Origin of the sequence: Kitasatospora sp. NPDC087314, assembly GCF_044744365.1 — a bacterium.
Taxonomy (GTDB): domain Bacteria; phylum Actinomycetota; class Actinomycetes; order Streptomycetales; family Streptomycetaceae; genus Kitasatospora.
In genome coordinates this window covers 158,805-179,371 of sequence record NZ_JBIUYE010000012.1, presented here as the reverse complement: position 1 = coordinate 179,371, position 20,567 = coordinate 158,805, and the positions used below count along the sequence as shown (strand labels likewise).

General features: G+C 69.8%; 25 protein-coding genes. 24 read left to right on the top strand and 1 reads right to left on the bottom strand.

From position 1 onward, the window contains the following. Positions 1–2: 2 nt before the first annotated feature. The 22 genes from ACIO5E_RS25990 to glmM all read left to right on the top strand — a co-directional run bounded on the left by ACIO5E_RS25990 (position 3) and on the right by glmM (position 15,767). Positions 3–188, top strand: a complete 186-nt coding sequence (locus ACIO5E_RS25990; protein ID WP_030055830.1) for a type Z 30S ribosomal protein S14 — start codon at positions 3–5, stop codon at positions 186–188. Positions 189–473: 285 nt separating this feature from the next. Next, complete coding sequence (gene rpsH / locus ACIO5E_RS25985) at positions 474–881, top strand: 30S ribosomal protein S8 (RefSeq protein ID WP_030232489.1); 408 nt, start codon at positions 474–476, stop codon at positions 879–881. Positions 882–903: 22 nt separating this feature from the next. Beyond that, positions 904–1,443 (top strand): 50S ribosomal protein L6, encoded by a 540-nt coding sequence (gene rplF, locus ACIO5E_RS25980; RefSeq protein ID WP_400672049.1) that lies wholly within the window; start codon positions 904–906, stop codon positions 1,441–1,443. 3 nt (positions 1,444–1,446) lie between these two features. Further along, entirely contained in the window at positions 1,447–1,830 is a 384-nt protein-coding gene (rplR, locus tag ACIO5E_RS25975; RefSeq protein ID WP_030232494.1) for a 50S ribosomal protein L18, read from the top strand. Positions 1,831–1,878: 48 nt separating this feature from the next. After that, the gene (gene rpsE, locus ACIO5E_RS25970) at positions 1,879–2,499 is read left to right on the top strand and encodes a 30S ribosomal protein S5 (RefSeq protein ID WP_350573992.1); all 621 of its coding nucleotides are present in this window, start codon (positions 1,879–1,881) and stop codon (positions 2,497–2,499) included. Beyond that, positions 2,499–2,681 carry a 50S ribosomal protein L30 gene (gene rpmD, locus ACIO5E_RS25965; protein ID WP_030055835.1) on the top strand — a complete coding sequence of 61 codons (183 nt, stop codon included), beginning with the start codon at positions 2,499–2,501 and terminating at the stop codon, positions 2,679–2,681. Before rpsE ends, rpmD begins: the two co-directional genes overlap by 1 nt. Positions 2,682–2,683: 2 nt before the next feature. Beyond that, positions 2,684–3,136: a 50S ribosomal protein L15 gene (gene rplO / locus ACIO5E_RS25960; protein WP_255752515.1), complete on the top strand. Its 453-nt coding sequence runs from the start codon at positions 2,684–2,686 to the stop codon at positions 3,134–3,136. Positions 3,137–3,441: 305 nt separating this feature from the next. Then, a complete protein-coding gene (secY, locus tag ACIO5E_RS25955; protein ID WP_400672043.1) occupies positions 3,442–4,752 on the top strand; it encodes a preprotein translocase subunit SecY in 1,311 nt (436 codons plus the stop codon). Next, positions 4,752–5,405: an adenylate kinase gene (locus ACIO5E_RS25950; protein WP_280675121.1), complete on the top strand. Its 654-nt coding sequence runs from the start codon at positions 4,752–4,754 to the stop codon at positions 5,403–5,405. Before secY ends, ACIO5E_RS25950 begins: the two co-directional genes overlap by 1 nt. A 108-nt stretch (positions 5,406–5,513) precedes the next feature. Further along, on the top strand, positions 5,514–6,353 hold the full coding sequence (gene map, locus ACIO5E_RS25945) for a type I methionyl aminopeptidase (protein ID WP_280675119.1): 840 nt from the start codon (positions 5,514–5,516) through the stop codon (positions 6,351–6,353). Between the two features lie 149 nt (positions 6,354–6,502). After that, a complete protein-coding gene (mscL, locus tag ACIO5E_RS25940; RefSeq protein ID WP_280675117.1) occupies positions 6,503–6,928 on the top strand; it encodes a large conductance mechanosensitive channel protein MscL in 426 nt (141 codons plus the stop codon). Positions 6,929–7,122: 194 nt separating this feature from the next. Then, a complete protein-coding gene (gene infA / locus ACIO5E_RS25935) occupies positions 7,123–7,344 on the top strand; it encodes a translation initiation factor IF-1 (RefSeq protein ID WP_003956442.1) in 222 nt (73 codons plus the stop codon). 32 nt (positions 7,345–7,376) lie between these two features. Then, positions 7,377–7,490, top strand: coding sequence for a 50S ribosomal protein L36 (gene rpmJ / locus ACIO5E_RS25930; RefSeq protein ID WP_003956441.1), 114 nt, complete (start codon positions 7,377–7,379; stop codon positions 7,488–7,490). 178 nt (positions 7,491–7,668) lie between these two features. Next, entirely contained in the window at positions 7,669–8,049 is a 381-nt protein-coding gene (gene rpsM / locus ACIO5E_RS25925) for a 30S ribosomal protein S13 (RefSeq protein WP_148644398.1), read from the top strand. 72 nt (positions 8,050–8,121) lie between these two features. Then, positions 8,122–8,529, top strand: a complete 408-nt coding sequence (gene rpsK / locus ACIO5E_RS25920) for a 30S ribosomal protein S11 (RefSeq protein ID WP_014136257.1) — start codon at positions 8,122–8,124, stop codon at positions 8,527–8,529. A 130-nt stretch (positions 8,530–8,659) separates the two neighbouring features. After that, positions 8,660–9,682, top strand: a complete 1,023-nt coding sequence (locus ACIO5E_RS25915) for a DNA-directed RNA polymerase subunit alpha (RefSeq protein ID WP_030055844.1) — start codon at positions 8,660–8,662, stop codon at positions 9,680–9,682. Between the two features lie 127 nt (positions 9,683–9,809). After that, positions 9,810–10,289, top strand: coding sequence for a 50S ribosomal protein L17 (gene rplQ, locus ACIO5E_RS25910; RefSeq protein ID WP_359897505.1), 480 nt, complete (start codon positions 9,810–9,812; stop codon positions 10,287–10,289). A gap of 92 nt (positions 10,290–10,381) precedes the next feature. Then, positions 10,382–11,293 (top strand): tRNA pseudouridine(38-40) synthase TruA, encoded by a 912-nt coding sequence (truA, locus tag ACIO5E_RS25905; protein WP_400672029.1) that lies wholly within the window; start codon positions 10,382–10,384, stop codon positions 11,291–11,293. 41 nt (positions 11,294–11,334) lie between these two features. After that, on the top strand, positions 11,335–12,993 hold the full coding sequence (locus tag ACIO5E_RS25900) for an ABC-F family ATP-binding cassette domain-containing protein (protein WP_400672027.1): 1,659 nt from the start codon (positions 11,335–11,337) through the stop codon (positions 12,991–12,993). Between the two features lie 245 nt (positions 12,994–13,238). After that, positions 13,239–13,682 (top strand): 50S ribosomal protein L13, encoded by a 444-nt coding sequence (gene rplM, locus ACIO5E_RS25895; protein WP_030055846.1) that lies wholly within the window; start codon positions 13,239–13,241, stop codon positions 13,680–13,682. 45 nt (positions 13,683–13,727) lie between these two features. Then, complete coding sequence (gene rpsI / locus ACIO5E_RS25890; protein WP_280675102.1) at positions 13,728–14,237, top strand: 30S ribosomal protein S9; 510 nt, start codon at positions 13,728–13,730, stop codon at positions 14,235–14,237. A gap of 165 nt (positions 14,238–14,402) precedes the next feature. Beyond that, entirely contained in the window at positions 14,403–15,767 is a 1,365-nt protein-coding gene (glmM, locus tag ACIO5E_RS25885) for a phosphoglucosamine mutase (protein ID WP_400672023.1), read from the top strand. A gap of 81 nt (positions 15,768–15,848) precedes the next feature. On the opposite strand, the gene coaA is transcribed toward glmM, so the two are convergent. Continuing rightward, positions 15,849–16,844 (bottom strand): type I pantothenate kinase, encoded by a 996-nt coding sequence (gene coaA, locus ACIO5E_RS25880; protein WP_280675098.1) that lies wholly within the window; start codon positions 16,842–16,844, stop codon positions 15,849–15,851. A gap of 99 nt (positions 16,845–16,943) precedes the next feature. Between coaA and glmS the strand changes: the two genes are divergently transcribed. Both glmS and ACIO5E_RS25870 read left to right on the top strand, forming a co-directional pair. Next, positions 16,944–18,800 (top strand): glutamine--fructose-6-phosphate transaminase (isomerizing), encoded by a 1,857-nt coding sequence (gene glmS / locus ACIO5E_RS25875; RefSeq protein ID WP_400672019.1) that lies wholly within the window; start codon positions 16,944–16,946, stop codon positions 18,798–18,800. 146 nt (positions 18,801–18,946) lie between these two features. Beyond that, a complete protein-coding gene (locus tag ACIO5E_RS25870) occupies positions 18,947–20,422 on the top strand; it encodes an NAD(P)H-hydrate dehydratase (protein ID WP_400672016.1) in 1,476 nt (491 codons plus the stop codon). The last annotated feature ends 145 nt before the right edge of the window (positions 20,423–20,567 follow it).

Genomic DNA, 20,567 nt, shown 5'->3' with positions numbered 1-20,567 from the left:
CAATGGCGAAGAAGTCCCTCATCGCGAAGTCCGAGCGCAAGCCGAAGTTCGGCGTCCGGGCCTACACCCGGTGCCAGCGCTGCGGCCGTCCGCACTCGGTGTACCGCAAGTTCGGCCTGTGCCGTGTGTGCCTCCGTGAGATGGCGCACCGCGGCGAGCTGCCGGGCGTGACCAAGAGCTCCTGGTAGTCCTCTCCCTGTAGAGGGCCGCTGCTCTAGGCACAGCCAGCGAAGCAGAGGTGCCCGATCCCACATCGGCTCGTTTTGGGCCTCCTTGCGGAATCCCGTAAGGTTGTGGGGTCGGGCCCCCCGCCACGGCTTCCCCATGGATGCCCGTGGTCCTCTTCCGAGAGGGCTCGCACCCAGTCTTACTACGTCGTAGGTCCCCTGCGCTTGTGCCCTTGGCGCACTCGGAAGAGTGCGACAGGGGGACCTGGCGCGGAGAAACCATGGCGAGAGAGGCCTGAGGCCATCATGACCATGACCGACCCCATCGCAGACATGCTCACGCGTCTGCGTAACGCGAACTCGGCGTACCACGACACCGTGGCGATGCCGGCCAGCAAGATCAAGGCGCACGTCGCCCAGATCCTGCAGCAGGAGGGGTACATCTCCTCCTACAAGGTTGAGGAGCCCGTCGAGGGCGAGGTCGGCAAGAAGCTGACCATCGAGCTCAAGTTCGGCCCCAACCGTGAGCGCTCCATCGCCGGCATCAAGCGCATCAGCAAGCCGGGTCTGCGCGTTTACGCAAAGTCCACCAACCTGCCGAAGGTGCTCGGCGGCCTGGGCGTGGCGATCATCTCCACGTCCTCGGGTCTCCTCACCGACAAGCAGGCTGCCAAGAAGGGCGTAGGCGGAGAAGTTCTCGCCTACGTCTGGTAATTCGGGAAACGGAGGTACAGCAATGTCGCGCATTGGACGGCTGCCCATCCCGGTTCCCGCCGGCGTGGACGTCACCATCGATGGCCAGGCGGTCTCGGTGAAGGGCCCGAAGGGCTCGCTCACCCACGTCGTCGCCGCGCCGATCGAGATCGGCAAGGGCGAGGACGGCACTCTGGCCGTCACCCGCCCCAACGACGAGCGTCAGTCGAAGGCCCTGCACGGCCTGACCCGCACGCTGGTGGCGAACATGATCACCGGCGTGACCGCGGGCTACCGCAAGTCGCTGGAGATCAGCGGTGTTGGCTACCGCGTCGCGGCGAAGGGCTCCGACATGGAGTTCTCGCTCGGCTACAGCCACCCGATCCTGGTCCCCGCGCCGGAGGGCATCACCTTCGTCGTCGAGTCGCCCACCAAGTTCCACGTGGACGGCATCGACAAGCAGAAGGTCGGCGAGGTCGCCGCGAAGATCCGCAAGCTGCGCAAGCCCGACCCGTACAAGGCCAAGGGCGTCAAGTACGCGGGCGAGGTCATCCGCCGCAAGGTCGGAAAGAGTGGTAAGTAAGCGATGAGCGTCTCTGTCAAGATCGGCAAGGGCAACGCCTACAAGAGCGCCGCTCGCAAGCGCCGCGCGATCCGCGTTCGCAAGCGCGTCGTCGGCACCGAGGTGCGTCCGCGCCTCGTTGTGACGCGCTCGAACCGTCACATGGTCGCCCAGGTCATCGACGACGCCAAGGGTCACACCCTGGCGTCGGCGTCCACCCTCGACGTGTCCATCAAGGGCGCCGAGGGCGACAAGACCGAGCTGGCCAAGAAGGTCGGGAGCCTGGTCGCCGAGCGCGCCAAGGCCGCCGGCATCGAGGCGGTCGTCTTCGACCGCGCGGGCAACCGGTACGCCGGCCGCATCGCCGCCCTGGCGGACGCGGCCCGTGAGGCCGGGCTCGACTTCTAAGCCGCTCGTCGACTCTGTCGACGGACGTAAACGAGAGAGGTAAATCCAATGGCTGGACCCCAGCGCCGCGGTAGCGGCGCCGGTGGCGGCACCGGTGGCGAGCGGCGCGACCGTAAGCGTGACGACCGGGGCAACGCCCCCGCCGTCGAGAAGACCGCTTACGTCGAGCGCGTCGTCGCGATCAACCGTGTCGCCAAGGTTGTCAAGGGTGGTCGTCGCTTCAGCTTCACCGCGCTGGTCGTGGTGGGCGATGGCGAGGGCACCGTGGGTGTCGGTTACGGGAAGGCGAAGGAGGTTCCGGCCGCCATCGCCAAGGGTGTTGAGGAGGCCAAGAAGAACTTCTTCAAGGTCCCCCGTATCCAGGGCACCATCCCGCACCCGATCCAGGGTGAGAAGGCCGCCGGCGTCGTGCTGCTGAAGCCCGCCGCCCCCGGTACCGGTGTTATCGCCGGTGGTCCGGTGCGCGCCGTCCTGGAGTGCGCCGGCATCCACGACATCCTGTCGAAGTCGCTCGGCTCGGACAACGCGATCAACATCGTGCACGCCACCGTGGCCGCTCTGAAGGGCCTCGTGCGCCCCGAGGAGATCGCCGCCCGCCGTGGCCTGCCGCTGGAGGACGTGGCTCCCGCCGCTCTGCTGCGGGCTCGTGCTGCAGGGGTGAGCGCCTGATGGCTCGCCTGAAGATCACGCAGACCAAGTCGTACATCGGCAGCAAGCAGAACCACCGCGACACCCTGCGTTCGCTTGGTCTCAAGCGCATGCACGACGTGGTGGTCAAGGAGGACCGTCCCGAGATTCGCGGGATGGCCCACACGGTCCGTCACCTGGTGACGGTTGAGGAGGTGGACTGATCATGGGCGACAACCCGATCAAGATCCACAACCTGCGGCCCGCCCCGGGTGCCAAGACCGACAAGATCCGCGTGGGTCGTGGTGAGGGCTCCAAGGGTAAGACCGCCGGTCGTGGTACCAAGGGCACCAAGGCCCGCTACCAGGTTCCGCAGCGCTTCGAGGGTGGCCAGATGCCGCTCCACATGCGCCTGCCGAAGCTGAAGGGCTTCAAGAACCCGTTCAAGATCACGTTCCAGGTCGTCAACCTCGACAAGCTGGCCGAGCTCTACCCGCAGGGTGGAGAGGTCACCGTCGAGGACCTGGTCGCCAAGGGCGCGGTTCGCAAGAACTCCCTCGTCAAGGTGCTCGGCACCGGCGAGATCTCGGTTGCGCTGCAGGTGACGGTCGACGCCGTCTCCGGCTCCGCCGCCGAGAAGATCACCGCCGCCGGCGGTACCGTCACCGAGCTCGTCTGAGCCCGCTGACTTCGGTGCGAGCCCCGCACCTCCTTCGGGAGGTGCGGGGCTCGCGCGTTTTCCGGGCGTCCGGTTGACGGGCGCTCGTTCTTTTGTGTGGCAAAACCGGGCATCCCGTACCCCGTGAGTGGGGGAGGGGCCGTACGCGCTTCTTCCGAGTGGCTGCGCACTGTTAGAGTCCGTGGAGTTCCCTTGTAGGCTGCGCATAGGCTCGCCTGTGCCGTCCGTACGGGAGCCCGTACCGCCAAACTCCCATTCAGGACCGACCCTCCCGCCGACGACGTGCGGGAGGCGCAGGAGGCACCGTGCTCAGTGCGTTCGCGCGGGCGTTCCAGACGCCCGACCTGCGCAAGAAGCTGCTGTTCACGCTGGGCATCATGGTGCTGTTCCGGCTGGGCTCGCACATCCCGATCCCCGGCGTGAGCTTCACGGCCGTGAACGAGTGTGTGAAGGAGACCAAGAACAACGGCCTCTTCGGGCTCGTCAACCTGTTCAGCGGTGGCGCGCTCCTCCAGCTGACGATCTTCGCGCTCGGCATCATGCCGTACATCACCGCGAGCATCATCCTCCAGCTCCTCACGGTCGTGATCCCGCGACTGGAGGCGCTGAAGAAGGAGGGCCAGGCCGGCACAGCGAAGATCACCCAGTACACCCGCTACCTGACCATCGCACTCGCCGTGCTCCAGGGCACCGGCATCGTGGCGACGGCCTCCAGCGGCGCACTGTTCTCGGGCTGCCCCGTGGCCAACCAGATCGTGCCGGACACCGGTGTCTTCCGGATCGCCGTCATGGTGATCACGATGACCGCCGGCACCACGGTGATCATGTGGCTGGGCGAGCTGATCACCGACCGCGGCATCGGCAACGGCATGTCGCTGCTGATCTTCACCTCGATCGCGGCGCAGTTCCCGTCCTCGATGTGGGCGATCAAGGGCTCCGGCAAGATCGGCGGCGGCTGGGTCGAGTTCCTGTCCGTGGTCGCGGTCGGCGTCATCGTCGTGATGCTGGTCATCTTCGTGGAGCAGGCCCAGCGCCGGATCCCGGTCCAGTACGCGAAGCGGATGATCGGCCGGCGGGCGTTCGGCGGAACCTCGACCTACATCCCGCTCAAGGTGAACCAGGCCGGTGTCATCCCGGTCATCTTCGCCTCGTCGCTGCTGTACATCCCGGCCCTGGTGGTCCAGCTGACCAACAGCCAGGCGGGCTGGGCCACGTGGATCCGGACGAACTTCGTCAAGGGTGACCACCCGATCTACATGGCCACCTACTTCCTGCTGATCGTCTTCTTCGCCTTCTTCTACGTCGCCATCTCCTTCAACCCCGAAGAAGTTGCCGACAATATGAAGAAGTATGGTGGCTTCATCCCGGGCATCCGGGCCGGCCGACCGACGGCCGAGTACCTGAACTACGTGCTGACCCGAATCACGTGGCCGGGTTCGCTCTACCTGGGCCTGATCGCGTTGATCCCGATGATCGCCCTGGTCGCCTTCGGACAGCAGACCAACTTCCCGTTCGGCGGCACCAGCGTGCTCATCGTCGTCGGCGTCGGACTCGAAACTGTGAAGCAGATCGAGAGCCAGCTCCAGCAGCGCAATTACGAAGGGTTCCTCCGCTGATGCGTATCGTCCTCGTTGGTCCTCCCGGGGCCGGGAAGGGTACTCAGGCGCACTTGCTCGCCAAGACCCTGTCCATTCCCCACATCTCCACCGGCGACCTGTTCCGCGCCAACATCGGTCAGGGCACCCCGCTGGGGCTCGAGGCCAAGAGCTACATGGACGCGGGCCGCCTGGTGCCGGATGAGGTCACCATCGGGATGGCCAAGGACCGCATGCTCCAGGATGACGCCGCCAACGGCTTCCTGCTCGACGGCTTCCCCCGCAACCTGGGCCAGGCCAAGGCGCTGGACGAGTTCCTCGCCGAGCAGGGCATCAAGCTGGACGGCGTGCTGGACCTGGAGGTCCCCGAGGACGAGGTCGTCCGCCGGATCGCCGGCCGCCGCCTGTGCCGCAACGACGGTGGCCACGTCTTCCACGTGGACTACAACCCGCCGAAGGTCGACGGCGTCTGCGACGAGTGCGGCGGCGAGCTGTACCAGCGCTCGGACGACACCGAGGACAAGGTGCGCACGCGCCTGGAGGTCTACCACACGGAGACCGAGCCGATCATCGACTACTACGCCCAGCAGGGCCTGGTGGCGACGATCTCGGCCCTCGGCAAGGTGGACGAGGTCACCCGGCGCGCGATCGAGGCGCTGAAGCAGGACAACTGAGTTTCCAGGCGACGCCGTACGGCCGCGCTCCCCGATCCCGGGCGGCGCGGCCGTACGGCGTCGTACGGTGGTAGGCAGTGGCAAACAGAACGTGGAAGGCGTGACCAGATGGTGGAGATCAAGACCCCCGAGCAGATCGCGAAGATGCGAGCGGCCGGGCTGGTCGTCGCCGAGGCGCTCAAGGCCTGCCGGGAGGCGGTCGCTCCGGGGGTGACGACCCAGGAGCTCAACGACATCGCGGACAAGGTCATCACCGGCCATGGCGCGACCTCCAACTTCCGCGCCCACCACGGCGGCCTGTGGTTCCCGGGGGTGATCTGCGCCTCGGTGAACAACGAGGTCGTGCACGGCATCCCCGGCGACCGGGTGCTCCAGGAGGGCGACGTCATCTCGATCGACTGCGGCGCCATCCTGGACGGCTGGCACGGCGACTCGGCGATCACCGTGGCGGTCGGCGAGGTCCGCCCCGAGGTCGAGATGCTGAGCCGGGTCACCGAGGGCTCGATGTGGGCCGGCATCGCCCAGATGAAGAAGAACAACCGCCTGGTCGACGTCTCCAAGGCGATCGAGGGCTTCATCCGCCGTCAGCCGCTGCCCCCCAAGGGCAAGTGGGGCATCACCGAGGGCTACGGCGGCCACGGCATCGGCACCGCGATGCACATGGAGCCGCACGTGCTGAACTACGTCGAGCGCGGCCGCGGCAAGGGCCCGAAGCTGATCCCCGGCACCGTGCTGGCGATCGAGCCGATGGTCTCGCTGGGCACCCCGCACACCACCGTGCTGGAGGACGACTGGACGGTCGTCACCGACGACGGCACCTGGGCCTCGCACTGGGAGCACTCGGTGGCCGTCACCGAGGAGGGCCCGCTGGTCCTGACCGCCTTCGACGGCGGCAAGGCGGAGCTCGCGAAGCTGGGCGTCACCGCTGCTCCGGACCCGCTCGGCTAGGGCCTGTCCGGCCGCCGGTGGCCGGCTGAGCGGCCAACTTCCGCCGCTGACAAGGGATCAGAGCCCTGGAGGTTTGGACCTCCAGGGCTTTTGTCCTATTTTTATCGGCTGGCAGTGGCTTCAGCAGCTTCGATCGGCAGGAGAGAGCAGTGCTCAAGGGATTCCGCGACTTCATGATGCGCGGCAACGTGGTCGACATGGCGGTCGGTGTGGTCATCGGCGCCGCGTTCACCGCGGTGGTGACCGGCTTCGTGTCCGCCTTCCTGACTCCGCTGGTCGGTGTGGTGGTCGGCGCGGCCGGTGACTTCAGCTCGTACAAGGCGACGGTCGCCGGGGTGACCTTCCCGTACGGCCAGTTCCTGAACGTGCTGATCGCCTTCGTGATGACCGCGGCGGTGCTCTACTTCTGCGTCGTCCTGCCGATCACCAAGGCGACCGCGCGGTACCTGCCGAAGAAGCCGAAGACCCCCAAGCGGCCCTGCCCCGAGTGCCTGACCGAGATCCCCGAGGCCGCCCGCCGCTGCTCGGCCTGCACCGCCCACGTCGAGCCGCTGGCGGTCACCACCCGGGTGTGACCCGCTCGGGTGTGACGGCGGCCGCGTTCCGGGATCCCGTTTTGGCCCACCGGACGCGCTGGCGTAGGATGGACCGTCGGCTCACTCGTAGCGTGCTTCAGCGCGCCCTCTTCCCCTCGGGGACGGGGTGAACCCAGGTTCGCACGAGCGTTCCGCATACGGTAGCCGGTCCCGGAAGGTGGATCTCGCAGTTCATGGCTAAGAAGCAAGGCGCCATTGAGATCGAGGGCACCGTGATCGAGTCTCTGCCGAACGCGATGTTCAAGGTCGAGCTGCAGAACGGTCACAAGGTCCTCGCGCACATCAGTGGCAAGATGCGCATGCACTACATCCGCATCCTGCCGGACGACCGGGTCGTCGTGGAGCTCAGCCCCTACGACCTCACGCGCGGGCGGATCGTCTACCGCTACAAGTAAGAACGTCAGATCTAGACCCGGAGAACCTGAACATGAAGGTCAAGCCGAGCGTCAAGAAGATCTGCGACAAGTGCAAGGTGATCCGCCGTCACGGCCGGGTCATGGTGATCTGCGACAACCTGCGCCACAAGCAGCGCCAGGGCTGATCTCTCCCCAGCATTTCTCGTAGTACTTCGCGCGACGCGAAAACGTCATAAGCGGGCTACCCGATCCATCCTTGTGAAAGGGCGGACTGCCGCCCCCGGTCAGAGGCCGGGGCTCCCTCACCGTGAGGTGACGGAGTAGGTAGCACGCAAGACCTCTGAAGAAACACAGGAGCCTTGAATGGCACGCCTCGCCGGCGTTGATCTCCCCCGTGAGAAGCGGATCGAGATCGCCCTTACGTACGTGTACGGCATCGGCCGTACCCGCGCCCAGCAGACCCTGGCCGAGACCGGCGTCAACCCGGATGTCCGCGTTCGCGACATCACCGAGGAAGACCTCGTCAAGCTGGGCCAGTACATCGACGCCAACTACACGGTCGAGGGTGACCTCCGCCGTGAGGTGGCCGCCGACATCCGCCGCAAGGTCGAGATCGGCTGCTACGAGGGTCTGCGTCACCGTCGCGGCCTGCCGGTCCGCGGCCAGCGCACCCACACCAACGCGCGTACCCGCAAGGGCCCGCGTCGCGCGATCGCCGGTAAGAAGAAGCCGGGCAAGAAGTAGTCCGTCCCGTAACCGGACATCCCTCCGGCCCGCGGGTCAGCGGACCGACCACCTCAGTAGGAGAACAGACTTATGCCCCCCAAGGGTCGTCAGGCTGCCGGCGCGAAGAAGATCCGCCGCAAGGAAAAGAAGAACGTCGCTCACGGCCACGCGCACATCAAGAGCACGTTCAACAACACCATCGTTTCGATCACCGACCCCTCGGGCAACGTGATCTCCTGGGCCTCCGCCGGCCACGTCGGCTTCAAGGGCTCGCGCAAGTCCACCCCGTTCGCCGCGCAGATGGCCGCCGAGGCCGCTGCCCGTCGCGCGCAGGAGCACGGCATGCGCAAGGTCGACGTCTTCGTGAAGGGTCCGGGCTCGGGCCGCGAGACCGCGATCCGTTCGCTCCAGGCCACCGGCCTGGAGGTCGGCTCGATCCAGGACGTCACCCCCACCCCGCACAACGGCTGCCGTCCGCCGAAGCGCCGCCGCGTCTGACGCAGCGCCTTCGGGCTCGCGGGTAACGCTTTAAACCTCGTACGGGGTCCCGTTTTTCGCGGGACCCCGTACGCTTGGTCCTGTCGGCATCAAATAGTGGGTGCCGAAGACAACTGGAGGAACACCCCTCATGCTTATCGCTCAGCGCCCCTCGCTGACCGAAGAGGTCGTCGACGAGTTCCGCTCGCGGTTCGTGATCGAGCCGCTGGAGCCGGGCTTCGGCTACACCCTCGGCAACTCCCTGCGCCGCACGCTCCTGTCGTCGATCCCGGGTGCCGCTGTCACCAGCATCCGCATCGACGGCGTCCTGCACGAGTTCACCACCGTGCCGGGCGTCAAGGAGGACGTGACCGACCTCATCCTCAACATCAAGCAGCTGGTCGTCTCCTCGGAGCACGACGAGCCGGTCGTGATGTACCTGCGCAAGCAGGGCCCGGGTGTCGTCACCGCCGCCGACATCGCCCCGCCGGCGGGTGTCGAGGTGCACAACCCGGAGCTGGTCCTCGCCACGCTGAACGGCAAGGGCAAGCTGGAGATGGAGCTGACCGTCGAGCGCGGTCGCGGCTACGTCTCCGCCGTCCAGAACAAGGCCTCCGGCCAGGAGATCGGCCGCATCCCGGTCGACTCGATCTACAGCCCGGTGCTGAAGGTCACCTACAAGGTCGAGGCCACCCGTGTCGAGCAGCGGACCGACTTCGACAAGCTGATCGTCGACGTCGAGACCAAGCCCGCCATGCGTCCGCGCGACGCCATGGCCTCGGCCGGCAAGACCCTGGTGGAGCTGTTCGGCCTCGCCCGCGAGCTGAACATCGACGCCGAGGGCATCGACATGGGCCCGTCCCCGACGGACGCCGCCCTGGCCGCCGACCTGGCGCTGCCGATCGAGGAGCTGGAGCTCACCGTCCGCTCCTACAACTGCCTCAAGCGCGAGGGCATCCACACCGTGGGTGAGCTCGTCGCCCGCTCCGAGGCCGACCTGCTCGACATCCGCAACTTTGGTGCGAAGTCGATCGACGAGGTCAAGGCGAAGCTGGCCGGCATGGGCCTGGCCCTCAAGGACAGCCCGCCCGGGTTCGACCCGACCGCGGCCGCCGACGCCTTCGGCGCCGACGACCTGGACGACGCGGGTTACGCGGAGACCGAGCAGTACTGAGAGACTTGACCGCGGAGGCGGTTCTCCGGAACCGCCTCCGTCGTCGTGAAAGTCGTGCGGGCACCGTGCTCGTACGCCCGCTGCGGTACCTGGTACGGCCGCAGTAGGAGATTCAAGGAGTCATTCCATGCCGCGTCCCACCAAGGGTGCCCGCCTCGGCGGCGGCCCGCACCACGAGCCGCTGCTGCTCGCCGGTCTGTGCCGGGAGCTCTTCCAGTACGGCCGCATCACCACGACCGAGGCCAAGGCCCGTCGGATGCGCCCGCTGGCGGAGAAGCTGATCACCAAGGCGAAGAAGGGCGACATCCACAACCGTCGCCTGGTGCGCAAGACCATCACCGACATCTCGGTGCTGCACACCCTCTTCACCGAGATCGCGCCGCGCTACGAGAACCGCCCGGGTGGTTACACCCGTATCACCAAGATCGGTCCCCGTCGTGGCGACAACGCCCCGATGGCCGTGATCGAGCTGGTCGAGGCGCTGACCGTCGCGCAGACCGCGGTCGGCGAGGCCGAGGCCGCCACCAAGCGTGCCGTCAAGGAGGCCGACGAGGCCGCCGCCGTCGAGACCAAGGCCGACGAGGCCGAGGCCGCCGAGCAGGCCTGACACCTCCAGGTGTGTTGCGGGCCCGCTTCCCCAGCGATGGGGGAGCGGGCCCGTTCCCTTGTGCCGGGACCGATCGCGGGAGAAGAGAAGCAGTGGTCAACGATTGCGCCGAGCAGCCGCCGGTGAAGGACGGCCCGGCCGACGGGTACGTCCGGGTCCGGCTCGATCTCGCCTACCAGGGCGCCGAGTTCTCCGGCTGGGCCCGCCAGCGCGGCGGCCGCCGGACGGTCCAGGAGGAGATCGAGACCGCGCTGCAGATCGTCACCCGCAGCCCGGAGCTCTTCCCGCTGACCGTGGCCGGCCGCACCGACGCCGGGGTGCACGCCCGCGGCCAGGTCGCGCACGTCGACCTGCCGGTCGACCTGTGGGAGGCGCACCGCGAGAAGCTGCTGCGCCGGCTGGCAGGCCGGCTGTCCGGGGACGTCCGGATCTACCGGGTCGGCGAGGCCCCGGCCGGGTTCGACGCCCGCTTCTCGGCGATCTGGCGCCGGTACGCCTACCGGGTCGCCGACCACCCCGGCGGGGTCGACCCGCTGCTGCGCGGGCACGTGCTGTGGCACGACCGCCCGCTGGACGTCGACCGGATGAACGCGGCCGCCGAACTGCTGCTCGGCGAGCACGACTTCGCCGCGTACTGCAAGAAGCGCGAGGGCGCGACCACCATCCGCACCCTGCTGGAGCTGCACTGGGACCGTGTCCCGGTGGACTCCTACGCCGCCCAGGAGGGCACGCTCGCGGTCGCCACCGTCCGCGCCGACGCGTTCTGCCACAACATGGTCCGGGCGCTGGTCGGCGCGATGCTGCTGGTCGGGGACGGGCACCGGCCGGTGGAGTTCCCGGGCGAGGTGCTGGCCGGCGGGGTCCGCAACTCGGCCGTCAACGTGATCCGGCCGTACGGGCTCACCCTTGAGGAGGTCGGCTACCCGCCGGACGACCAGCTCGCCGAGCGGAACCGGCAGGCCAGGCGGATGCGCACCTTGCCCGGTCAGCCGCCCGTCGCGTAATCCGTTTTGGCCGGGCGCGCCGGCTTGGGACAATCGTCCGCATGGGACACGTCGAGATTTCGCACCTGGAGTACTACCTGCCGGACGGGCGGGTGCTGTTCGACGACGCGTCCTTCCGGGTCGGTGAGGGCGCGGCGGTCGCCCTGGTCGGCGCCAACGGGGCCGGCAAGACCACCCTGCTGCGGATGATCGCGGGGGACATCCAGCCGCACGGCGGCACGGTGACGATCAGCGGCGGGCTCGGCGTGATGCGCCAGTTCGTCGGCACCACCGGCCGCGAGGACCAGCAGGCCACCCCGGGCGCACTGCCGCCGGACGCCTCGGTCCGCGACCTGCTGGTGTCCGTCGCCCCCGAGCGGATCGCCGTCGCGGCCCGCGCGGTGGACGCCGCCGAGCTGGCGATGATCGCCCAGGACGACGAGAAGACCCAGATGACCTACGCCCAGTCGCTCTCCGACTGGGCCGACGTCGGCGGCTACGACTACGAGACCGACTGGGACGTCTGCACCATGGCGGCCCTCGGGGTGCCCTTCGACAAGGCCCAGTGGCGTGGCCTGAACACCCTCTCGGGCGGCGAGCAGAAGCGACTGGTGCTGGAGGCGCTGCTGCGCGGCCCCGAGGAGGTGCTGCTGCTCGACGAGCCCGACAACTACCTGGACGTCCCCGGCAAGCGCTGGCTGGAGGAGGCCGTCAAGGCCACCTCGAAGACCGTCCTGTTCATCTCGCACGACCGCGAACTGCTCTCCCGCACCGCCGACAAGATCATCAGCGTCGAGACCGGCGCGGCCGGCAGCAGCGTCTGGGTGCACGGCGGCGGCTTCGACACCTTCCACGAGGCCCGCAAGGCCCGTTTCGAGCGCTTCGAGGAGCTGCGCCGCCGCTGGGACGAGGAGCGCGCCAAGCTCAAGAGGCTGGTCGTCAACCTGCGCCAGGCCGCGTCCGTCAGCCACGAGATGGCCTCCCGCTACGCCGCCGCCCAGACCCGGCTGAAGAAGTTCGAGGATGCCGGCCCGCCGGAGGCGCCGCCGCGCGAGCAGAGCATCTCCATGCGGCTCAAGGGCGGGCGGACGGGCGTCCGCGCCGTCACCGTGGAGGGGCTGGAGCTCACCGGCCTGATGAAGCCCTTCGACCTGGAGGTGTTCTACGGCGAGCGGGTCGGCGTGCTCGGCTCCAACGGCTCCGGCAAGTCGCACTTCCTGCGGCTGCTGGCCGGTGACGAGAGCGTCGCGCACACCGGCAGCTGGAAGCTCGGCGCCCGCGTCGTCCCCGGCCACTTCCGGCAGACCCACGCCCATCCGGAGCTGTTCGGCCGGACGGTGCGCTCGATCATCGAGGAGGAGCACGCGCTCAGCCGCGGCGCCGCGATGAGCGCGCTGCGCCGCTACGAGCTGGACCGGCAGGAGGAGCAGAAGTTCGAGTCGCTGTCCGGCGGGCAGCAGGCCCGGCTGATGATCCTCAAGCTCGAACTCACCGGTGTGACGGCCCTGTTGCTGGACGAGCCGACCGACAACCTGGACCTGGAGAGCGCCGAGGCGCTGCAGGCCGGGCTGGAGGCCTTCGACGGCACCGTGCTGTGCGTCACCCACGACCGCTGGTTCGCCAAGACCTTCGACCGCTACCTGGTGTTCGGCGCGGACGGCCGGGTCTACGAATCGCCCGAGCCGGTCTGGGACGTGAGCCGGGTGGAGCGCGAACGCTGAGGGGTCGGCGGGGGCCTTCGGGTGGCCTTCGCCGTCCGATTTTTGACCGCTTCCCGCCCGCCCGGTAACCTGGACGCTTGATGTGCGTATTGGCTCGCTCTATCTCACGTGAGAGGTCGGTACGCCGGAGACATCAGGTCGACGACCAGCGGTCCCCCTTGAATTGCGTCCAAGGTTGGCCAGGCTGCTCTTCCGTCCGGGTGCTCCTGTCAGGACTCACTCACTGAAAAGCGAAGGCTACGACCGTGCGTACGTACAGCCCCAAGCCCGGCGACGTCCAGCGTCAGTGGCACGTCATCGACGCGACCGACGTCGTGCTCGGCCGCCTGGCTTCCCAGGCCGCCAACCTCCTCCGGGGCAAGCACAAGGCGATCTACGCGCCGCACGTTGACACTGGTGACTTCGTCATCATCATCAACGCCGACAAGGTGCACCTGTCCGGTAACAAGAAGACCCAGAAGCTGGCCTACCGCCACTCGGGCTTCCCGGGCGGTCTGCGGTCGGTGCGCTACGACGACCTGCTGGCGAACAACCCGGAGAAGGCCGTCGAGAAGGCCATCAAGGGCATGATCCCCAAGAACAGCCTGGGCCGTCAGATGCTCTCGAAGCTGAAGGTCTACTCGGGCGACCAGCACCCGCACGCTGCCCAGCAGCCGGTGCCGTTCGAGATCACCCAGGTCGCGCAGTAATTCGGCCACCAAGCCCCCCAACACTGAAAAGAGCTGAGGAACATCGTGGCCGAGACCACTGAAACCCTTGAGGTCGACTTCGACGAGGCCGCCGAGGCCGTCGAGGGCGAGTACACCTCCGAGGAGAGCTACACCTCCGAGTCGCTGGCCGGCCGCTTCGGCGAGGCCGTCCCCGGCGCCGGCCTGGGTCGTCGCAAGGAGGCGATCGCCCGCGTGCGCATCGTCCCCGGCACCGGCCAGTGGAAGATCAACGGTCGCACCCTGGAGAACTACTTCCCCAACAAGGTGCACCAGCAGACCGTGAACGAGCCCTTCAAGCTCCTGGAGCTTGACGGCCGTTACGACGTCGTCGCCCGCATCACCGGTGGCGGCGTCTCCGGTCAGGCCTACGCGCTGCGCCTCGGTGTGGCCCGTGCCCTGAACGAGGCCGACGTGGACAACAACCGCGCCGCCCTCAAGAAGGCCGGCTTCCTGATGCGTGACGCGCGTGCCGTCGAGCGCAAGAAGGCCGGTCTCAAGAAGGCCCGCAAGGCGCCGCAGTACAGCAAGCGCTAATCGCGTCCCTGGGGGTGCGGCCCGCCCTGGCGGCGCACCCCCTGGTTGCGCGGACTGTCGCCCCGGAGTACCACGTGTACTCCGGGGCGACGTGTTACCCGGCTATCGTGCGGCGGCCGGGGACCATCGGTTGGGTTGCGAGCAGTGGTGATGGAGGACGGGACAGTGGGACGACTCTTCGGTACGGACGGCGTGCGCGGGGTGGCCAACGAGGGCCTGACGGCCGAGCTCGCGCTCGGACTGTCGGTCGCGGCGGCCCATGTGCTCGGAGAGGCCGGCGCCTTCGACGGCCACCGGCCGGTCGCGGTGGTCGGCCGGGACCCGCGCGCCTCGGGCGAGTTCCTGGAGGCCGCCGTCATCGCCGGTCTGGCGAGCGCCGGCGTCGACGTGCTCCGGGTCGGCGTGCTGCCCACCCCGGCCGTGGCGTACCTCACCGGCGCGCTCGGCGCCGACTTCGGCGTGATGCTGTCCGCCAGCCACAACGCGATGCCGGACAACGGCATCAAGTTCCTCGCCCGCGGCGGCCACAAGCTGGACGACCGGATCGAGGACGCGATCGAGGCCCACTACGGCACCCACACGCTCGGCGGCGAGGACTGGAACCGCCCGACCGGCGCGGCCGTCGGCCGGGTGCGCGAGTACACCGAGGGCTTCGACAAGTACGTCGCCCACCTGATCGGCGTCCTGCCCAACCGCCTCGACGGCATCAAGGTGGTCATCGACGGCGCCCACGGCGCGGCCGCCTACGTCGCGCCCGAGGCCTTCGCCCGGGCCGGCGCCGAGGTCGTCCACACCCTGGGGGCGGAGCCCACCGGCCTCAACATCAACGACGGCGTCGGCTCCACCCACCTGGACCGGCTGCGGGCCGCCATGCTGGAGCACCGCGCCGACCTCGGCATCGCCCTGGACGGCGACGCCGACCGCTGCCTGGCCGCCGACGCGGACGGCAACGAGGTGGACGGCGACCAGATCATCGCGATCCTGGCCGTCGCCATGAAGGAGGCCGGCACGCTGCGCCGCAACACCGCGGTGGCCACCGTGATGTCCAACCTCGGCTTCAAGCTGGCCATGCAGCGCGAGGGCGTCGAGCTGGTGGAGACCGCCGTCGGCGACCGCTACGTGCTGGAGGCGATGAAGGAGCACGGCTTCGCGCTGGGTGGTGAGCAGTCCGGCCACGTCATCCTGCTCGACCACGCCACCACCGGCGACGGCACCCTGACCGGCCTGATGCTGGGCGCCCGGCTGGCCGCCACCAAGCAGCCGCTGGCCGACCTGGCCACCGTGATGACCCGCCTGCCGCAGCAGCTGATCAACGTCAAGGGCGTCGACAAGAGCCGGGTGAACACCAGCGCCGAGCTGGCCGCCGCGGTCGCCGAGGCCGAGGCCGAACTGGGCTCCACCGGCCGGGTGCTGCTGCGCTCCTCCGGTACCGAGCCGCTGGTCCGGGTCATGGTCGAGGCCGCCGACCCGGTGCAGGCCGAGGCCGTCGCGCAGCGGCTGGCCGAGGCCGTGCGGACGTACCTGGGCTAAGACCGCGCCCGGGCCGAACCCCGGACACGACGAAAGGGCCCCCGACGGGGGCCCTTTCGTCGTGTCCGGGGTGTCGTCGTGTCAGAGCTTGCGCAGCAGGGCCCGGCGGACCTTGTGGTCCGCCCCCTTCTGCAGGATCAGGGTGGCCCGGCCGCGGGTCGGCAGCACGTTCTCCAGCAGGTTCGGCTTGTTGATGGTGCGCCAGACCTGGCGGCCGTACTCCATCGCCTCCTCCTCCGGCACCTCGGTGAAGCGGCGGAAGTAGGAGTTCGGGTCCTGGAAGGCGGTCTGCCGGAGCTTGCGGAAGCGGTCCAGGTACCAGTGCTCGATGTCGTCGGTACGGGCGTCGACGTAGATCGAGAAGTCGAAGTAGTCGGCCACCGCCAGGCGGGTGCGCCCGTCGGTGCCGGGCAGGGCCGGCTGGAGCACGTTCAGGCCCTCGACGATCAGGATGTCCGGACGCTCCACGGTGAGCCGCTCGCCCTGCACGATGTCGTACACCAGGTGCGAGTACACCGGCGCGGTGACCCGCTCCTTGCCCGCCTTCACGTCCGCGACGAAGCGCATCAGCGCCCGGCGGTCGTACGACTCCGGGAAGCCCTTGCGGGCCATCAGGCCGCGGCGGCGCAGCTCGGCGTTGGGCAGCAGGAAGCCGTCCGTGGTCACCAGCTCGACCCGCGGGTGCTCGGGCCAGCGGGCGAGCAGGGCCTGGAGCAGCCGGGCGGTGGTCGACTTGCCGACCGCCACCGAGCCGGCCACGCCGATGATGAACGGGGTGCGGGTGCGTTCGGTGTCCGGCGTGTCCAGGAACGTGCCCAGCGTGCCGCGCAGCTCGTGCGTGGCGTGGATGTACAGGTTCAGCAGCCGGGAGAGCGGCAGGTAGACGTCGCGCACCTCGTCCAGGTCGAGGGCGGTACCGAGGCCGCGGAGCCGTTCCACCTCCTCGGCGGTCAGCGGCAGCGGCGTACGCTCGCGCAGTGCGCTCCACTCGGCCCGACTGAGGTCGACGTAGGGGGACGGCGACGGGCCGGGCGTGGCGGCGCCCCGCGTACAGAGTTCGGTCAGCACATGCTCCATTGTGAGCCGTGGCGGCGTTCACGGTGGTTGTGGTGTCGGTCACGCACTGTTCGCAGGAAGCGGGAAAAGGGTCCCAGAACCGCCCTTATGCTGGCACGCATGTGCGGAATTGTTGGATACGTGGGCGCGCAGTCCGCCCTCGACGTAGTAATCGCAGGCCTGCAGCGACTGGAGTACCGGGGCTACGACTCGGCCGGTGTCGCGGTGCAGGCGCAGGACTCCGACGGGCAGTGGAGTCTGGTCACCGACAAGCGGGCCGGCAAGCTCGCCAACCTGGAGAAGTCGCTCGCCGAGACCCCTCTGCCCGGCGGCACCACCGGCATCGGCCACACCCGCTGGGCCACCCACGGCGGCCCGACGGACGCCAACGCCCACCCCCATCTGGACGACCACCTCCGGGTGGCCGTGGTGCACAACGGCATCATCGAGAACTTCGCCCAGCTGCGCGCCGAGATCGCCGAGCGCGGCCACACCCTCCGTTCCGAGACCGACACCGAGGTCGTCGCGCACCTGCTCGGCGAGGTCTACGAGGGTGACCTCGCCGAGGCCATGCGGGTGGTCTGCCGCCGCCTCGACGGCGCCTTCACCCTCGTCGCCGTGCACGCCGACGCGCCGGACGTGGTCGTCGGGGCCCGCCGCAACTCGCCGCTGGTGGTCGGGCGCGGCGAGGGCGAGAACTTCCTCGCCTCCGACGTCTCCGCGTTCATCGCGCACACCCGCGAGGCCGTCGAGCTGGGCCAGGACCAGGTCGTCGAGCTGCGCCGGGAGTCCGTCACGGTGACCAACTTCGACGGCACCCCGGCCGAGGTGCGCGAGTACCACGTGGACTGGGACGCCTCGGCCGCCGAGAAGGGCGGCTACGACTACTTCATGCTCAAGGAGATCGCCGAGCAGCCGAAGGCCGTCGCCGACACCCTGCTCGGCCGGATCGGCACGGACGGCCGGCTCACCCTCGACGAGCTGCGCATCTCCGACGCCGACCTGCGCTCGGTCGACAAGGTCGTCATCGTCGCGTGCGGCACGGCCTTCCACGCCGGCATGATCGCCAAGTACGCGATCGAGCACTGGACCCGCATCCCCTGCGAGGTCGAGGTCGCCTCCGAGTTCCGCTACCGCGACCCGATCATGGGCCCGGGCACGCTGGTCATCGCCATCTCGCAGTCCGGCGAGACCATGGACACCCTGATGGCCCTGCGGCACGCCCGCGAGCAGGGCGCCAAGGTGCTGGCGATCTGCAACACCAACGGCTCCACGATCCCGCGCGAGTCGGACGCGGTGCTGTACACCCACGCCGGCCCCGAGGTCGCCGTCGCCTCCACCAAGGCGTTCCTGACCCAGCTGGTCGCCTGCTACCTGGTCGCCCTCTACCTGGGCCAGGTGCGCGGCACCAAGTGGGGCGACGAGATCTTCGCCGTCATCAAGGAGCTGGGCGACGCTCCCAAGCAGGTCGAGCAGGTGCTGCAGACCATGGAGCCGGTGCGCGAGCTGGCCCGCTCCCTGGCCGACGCCCGCTCGGTGCTGTTCCTCGGCCGTCACGTCGGCTTCCCGGTGGCCCTGGAGGGCGCGCTCAAGCTCAAGGAGCTGGCGTACATGCACGCCGAGGGCTTCGCGGCGGGCGAGCTCAAGCACGGCCCGATCGCGCTGATCGAGGAGGGTCTGCCGGTCGTCGTGGTCGTGCCCTCGCCGCGCGGGCGGTCGATCCTGCACGACAAGATCGTCTCCAACATCCAGGAGATCCGGGCCCGCGGTGCCCGCACGATCGTGATCGCCGAGGAGGGCGACGAGGCGGTCGTCCCGTACGCGGACCACCTGATCCGCATCCCGGCCACCCCGACCCTGCTCCAGCCGCTGGTCTCCACCGTGCCGCTGCAGGTCTTCGCCTGCGAGCTGGCGACGGCCAAGGGCCACGAGGTCGACCAGCCGCGCAACCTGGCGAAGTCGGTCACCGTCGAGTAAGACCGACCGGCGCCCACGGCGCCCCTGCGGTGGCTGCGTCCTACCGCCGGGGCGCCGTGTCGTGTCCGCGGCTGTCGTCGGGGCGTGGCGCGGGCCCGGGGCACGCCCTAACGTCGGCGATAGCCGACTGCTGAAGGAGCCTCCGCATGCGCCACGCCCATCGTGTCGAACAGGTCCGGGCCGCCGAGGCCGAGCTGATGGCGCGGCTGCCGGAGGGGACGCTGATGCAGCGGGCGGCCGCCGGGCTGGCGGTGACCTGTGCCCGGCTGCTGACCCGCCGTCGGGGGCGGGTGTACGGCAGCCGGGTGGTGGTGCTGGCGGGCAGCGGGGACAACGGGGGTGACGCCCTGTACGCCGGGGCGGCGCTGGCCCGGCGCGGGGCGCGGGTGGCGGCGGTGCTGCTGGCGCCGGAGCGGGTGCACACGGGTGGGCTGGCCGCGCTGCGGGCGGCGGGTGGCCGGGTGGTGCTGGATCAGGAAGTCGGCCTGGCCGACTTCTCGCGTGCGGACCTGGTGCTGGACGGCATCGTCGGCATCGGCGGCCGGGGCGGGCTGCGCTCCGGGGCCCGGCCGTACGCGCAGGCCCCGCGGCGCGGCGTCGTGGTGGCCGTGGACCTGCCCAGCGGGGTGGACGCCGACACCGGCGAGGTGCCGGGCGAGGCGCTGCGCGCGGACGTCACGGTCTGCTTCGGCACGTACAAGCCCGGCCTGCTGGTCGACCCGGGCGCCTCGTACACGGGGGCCGTCCAGCTGGTCGGGATCGGGCTGGAGCCGCCCGCGCCGGAGGTGACGGCCCTGCAGCACGCGGACGTGGCGGCGCTGCTGCCGCTGCCGGCCGTCGAGAGCGACAAGTACCGGCGGGGCGTGGTCGGGGTGGCGGCCGGTTCGGCGACGTACCCGGGCGCGGCGCTGCTGGCGGTCGCCGGGGCGCTGCGGGGCGGCGCGGGCGCCGTCCGGTACGTCGGCACGGCGGCCGAGGAGGTGGTGCGGCGCTTCCCGGAGGCGCTGGTCACGGAGGGTGGCCCGGCCGGGGCCGGGCGGGTGCAGGCCTGGGTGGTCGGGCCGGGCGGCGGCGAGGGGGCGCGGCAGGCGCTGGCCGAGGCGCTGGCGAGCGACGTCCCGGTGCTGGTGGACGCGGACGGGCTGACCGAACTGGCCCGGCTCGGCCCGGGCGCGCTGGCCGGCCGGACGGCGCCCACCCTGCTCACCCCGCACACCGGCGAGGCCGCCCGGCTGCTCGCGGGCGCCGCCGGCAGCGCGCCGCCGGCCGCCGAGGAGCTGGCCGCGACCCGGCTGGCCACCGCCCGCCGGCTGGCCGCCGACTACCGGGCGACGGTCCTGCTCAAGGGCTCCACCACGGTGATCGCCGACCCGGGTGGCGCCGTCCGGGTCAACCCGACCGGCACGTCCTGGCTGGCCACCGCCGGCAGCGGCGACGTCCTGGCCGGCCTGGCGGGCTCCTTGCTGGCCGCCGGACTGTCGCCGCTGGACGCCGCGTCCGTGGGCGCCTACCTGCACGGGCTGGCGGGCCGTCACGCGGCGGGCGACCCGGGCGCGCCGGTGACGGCGCTGGGGGTGGCGCAGGCGCTGACCGCGGCGTGGCGGGCGGTGCGGGAGCCGTAGCCGGGGCGGGACGGGTGGCCGGGGCGGAACCGATCGGCCGTCCGGGGACGTCCGGAACAGGGTGACGAGCGGTGCGCCGCAGGTCGGCGCGGTGCCCGGCGACCCGGGCGTCGGCCGCCCCCGCCGACGGCCCGTTCGGCGAGGA

Bases quoted from the DNA above. Each gene is read 5' to 3' on its own strand.
- ACIO5E_RS25990 (WP_030055830.1), top strand. From the start codon at position 3: ATGGCGAAGAAGTCCCTCATCGCGAAGTCCGAGCGCAAGCCGAAGTTC.
- rpsH (WP_030232489.1), top strand. From the start codon at position 474: ATGACCATGACCGACCCCATCGCAGACATGCTCACGCGTCTGCGTAAC.
- rplF (WP_400672049.1), top strand. From the start codon at position 904: ATGTCGCGCATTGGACGGCTGCCCATCCCGGTTCCCGCCGGCGTGGAC.
- rplR (WP_030232494.1), top strand. From the start codon at position 1,447: ATGAGCGTCTCTGTCAAGATCGGCAAGGGCAACGCCTACAAGAGCGCC.
- rpsE (WP_350573992.1), top strand. From the start codon at position 1,879: ATGGCTGGACCCCAGCGCCGCGGTAGCGGCGCCGGTGGCGGCACCGGT.
- rpmD (WP_030055835.1), top strand. From the start codon at position 2,499: ATGGCTCGCCTGAAGATCACGCAGACCAAGTCGTACATCGGCAGCAAG.
- rplO (WP_255752515.1), top strand. From the start codon at position 2,684: ATGGGCGACAACCCGATCAAGATCCACAACCTGCGGCCCGCCCCGGGT.
- ACIO5E_RS25950 (WP_280675121.1), top strand. From the start codon at position 4,752: ATGCGTATCGTCCTCGTTGGTCCTCCCGGGGCCGGGAAGGGTACTCAG.
- map (WP_280675119.1), top strand. From the start codon at position 5,514: ATGGTGGAGATCAAGACCCCCGAGCAGATCGCGAAGATGCGAGCGGCC.
- infA (WP_003956442.1), top strand. From the start codon at position 7,123: ATGGCTAAGAAGCAAGGCGCCATTGAGATCGAGGGCACCGTGATCGAG.
- rpmJ (WP_003956441.1), top strand. From the start codon at position 7,377: ATGAAGGTCAAGCCGAGCGTCAAGAAGATCTGCGACAAGTGCAAGGTG.
- rpsM (WP_148644398.1), top strand. From the start codon at position 7,669: ATGGCACGCCTCGCCGGCGTTGATCTCCCCCGTGAGAAGCGGATCGAG.
- rpsK (WP_014136257.1), top strand. From the start codon at position 8,122: ATGCCCCCCAAGGGTCGTCAGGCTGCCGGCGCGAAGAAGATCCGCCGC.
- ACIO5E_RS25915 (WP_030055844.1), top strand. From the start codon at position 8,660: ATGCTTATCGCTCAGCGCCCCTCGCTGACCGAAGAGGTCGTCGACGAG.
- rplQ (WP_359897505.1), top strand. From the start codon at position 9,810: ATGCCGCGTCCCACCAAGGGTGCCCGCCTCGGCGGCGGCCCGCACCAC.
- ACIO5E_RS25900 (WP_400672027.1), top strand. From the start codon at position 11,335: ATGGGACACGTCGAGATTTCGCACCTGGAGTACTACCTGCCGGACGGG.
- coaA (WP_280675098.1), bottom strand. From the start codon at position 16,844: ATGGAGCATGTGCTGACCGAACTCTGTACGCGGGGCGCCGCCACGCCC.
- glmS (WP_400672019.1), top strand. From the start codon at position 16,944: ATGTGCGGAATTGTTGGATACGTGGGCGCGCAGTCCGCCCTCGACGTA.
- ACIO5E_RS25870 (WP_400672016.1), top strand. From the start codon at position 18,947: ATGCGCCACGCCCATCGTGTCGAACAGGTCCGGGCCGCCGAGGCCGAG.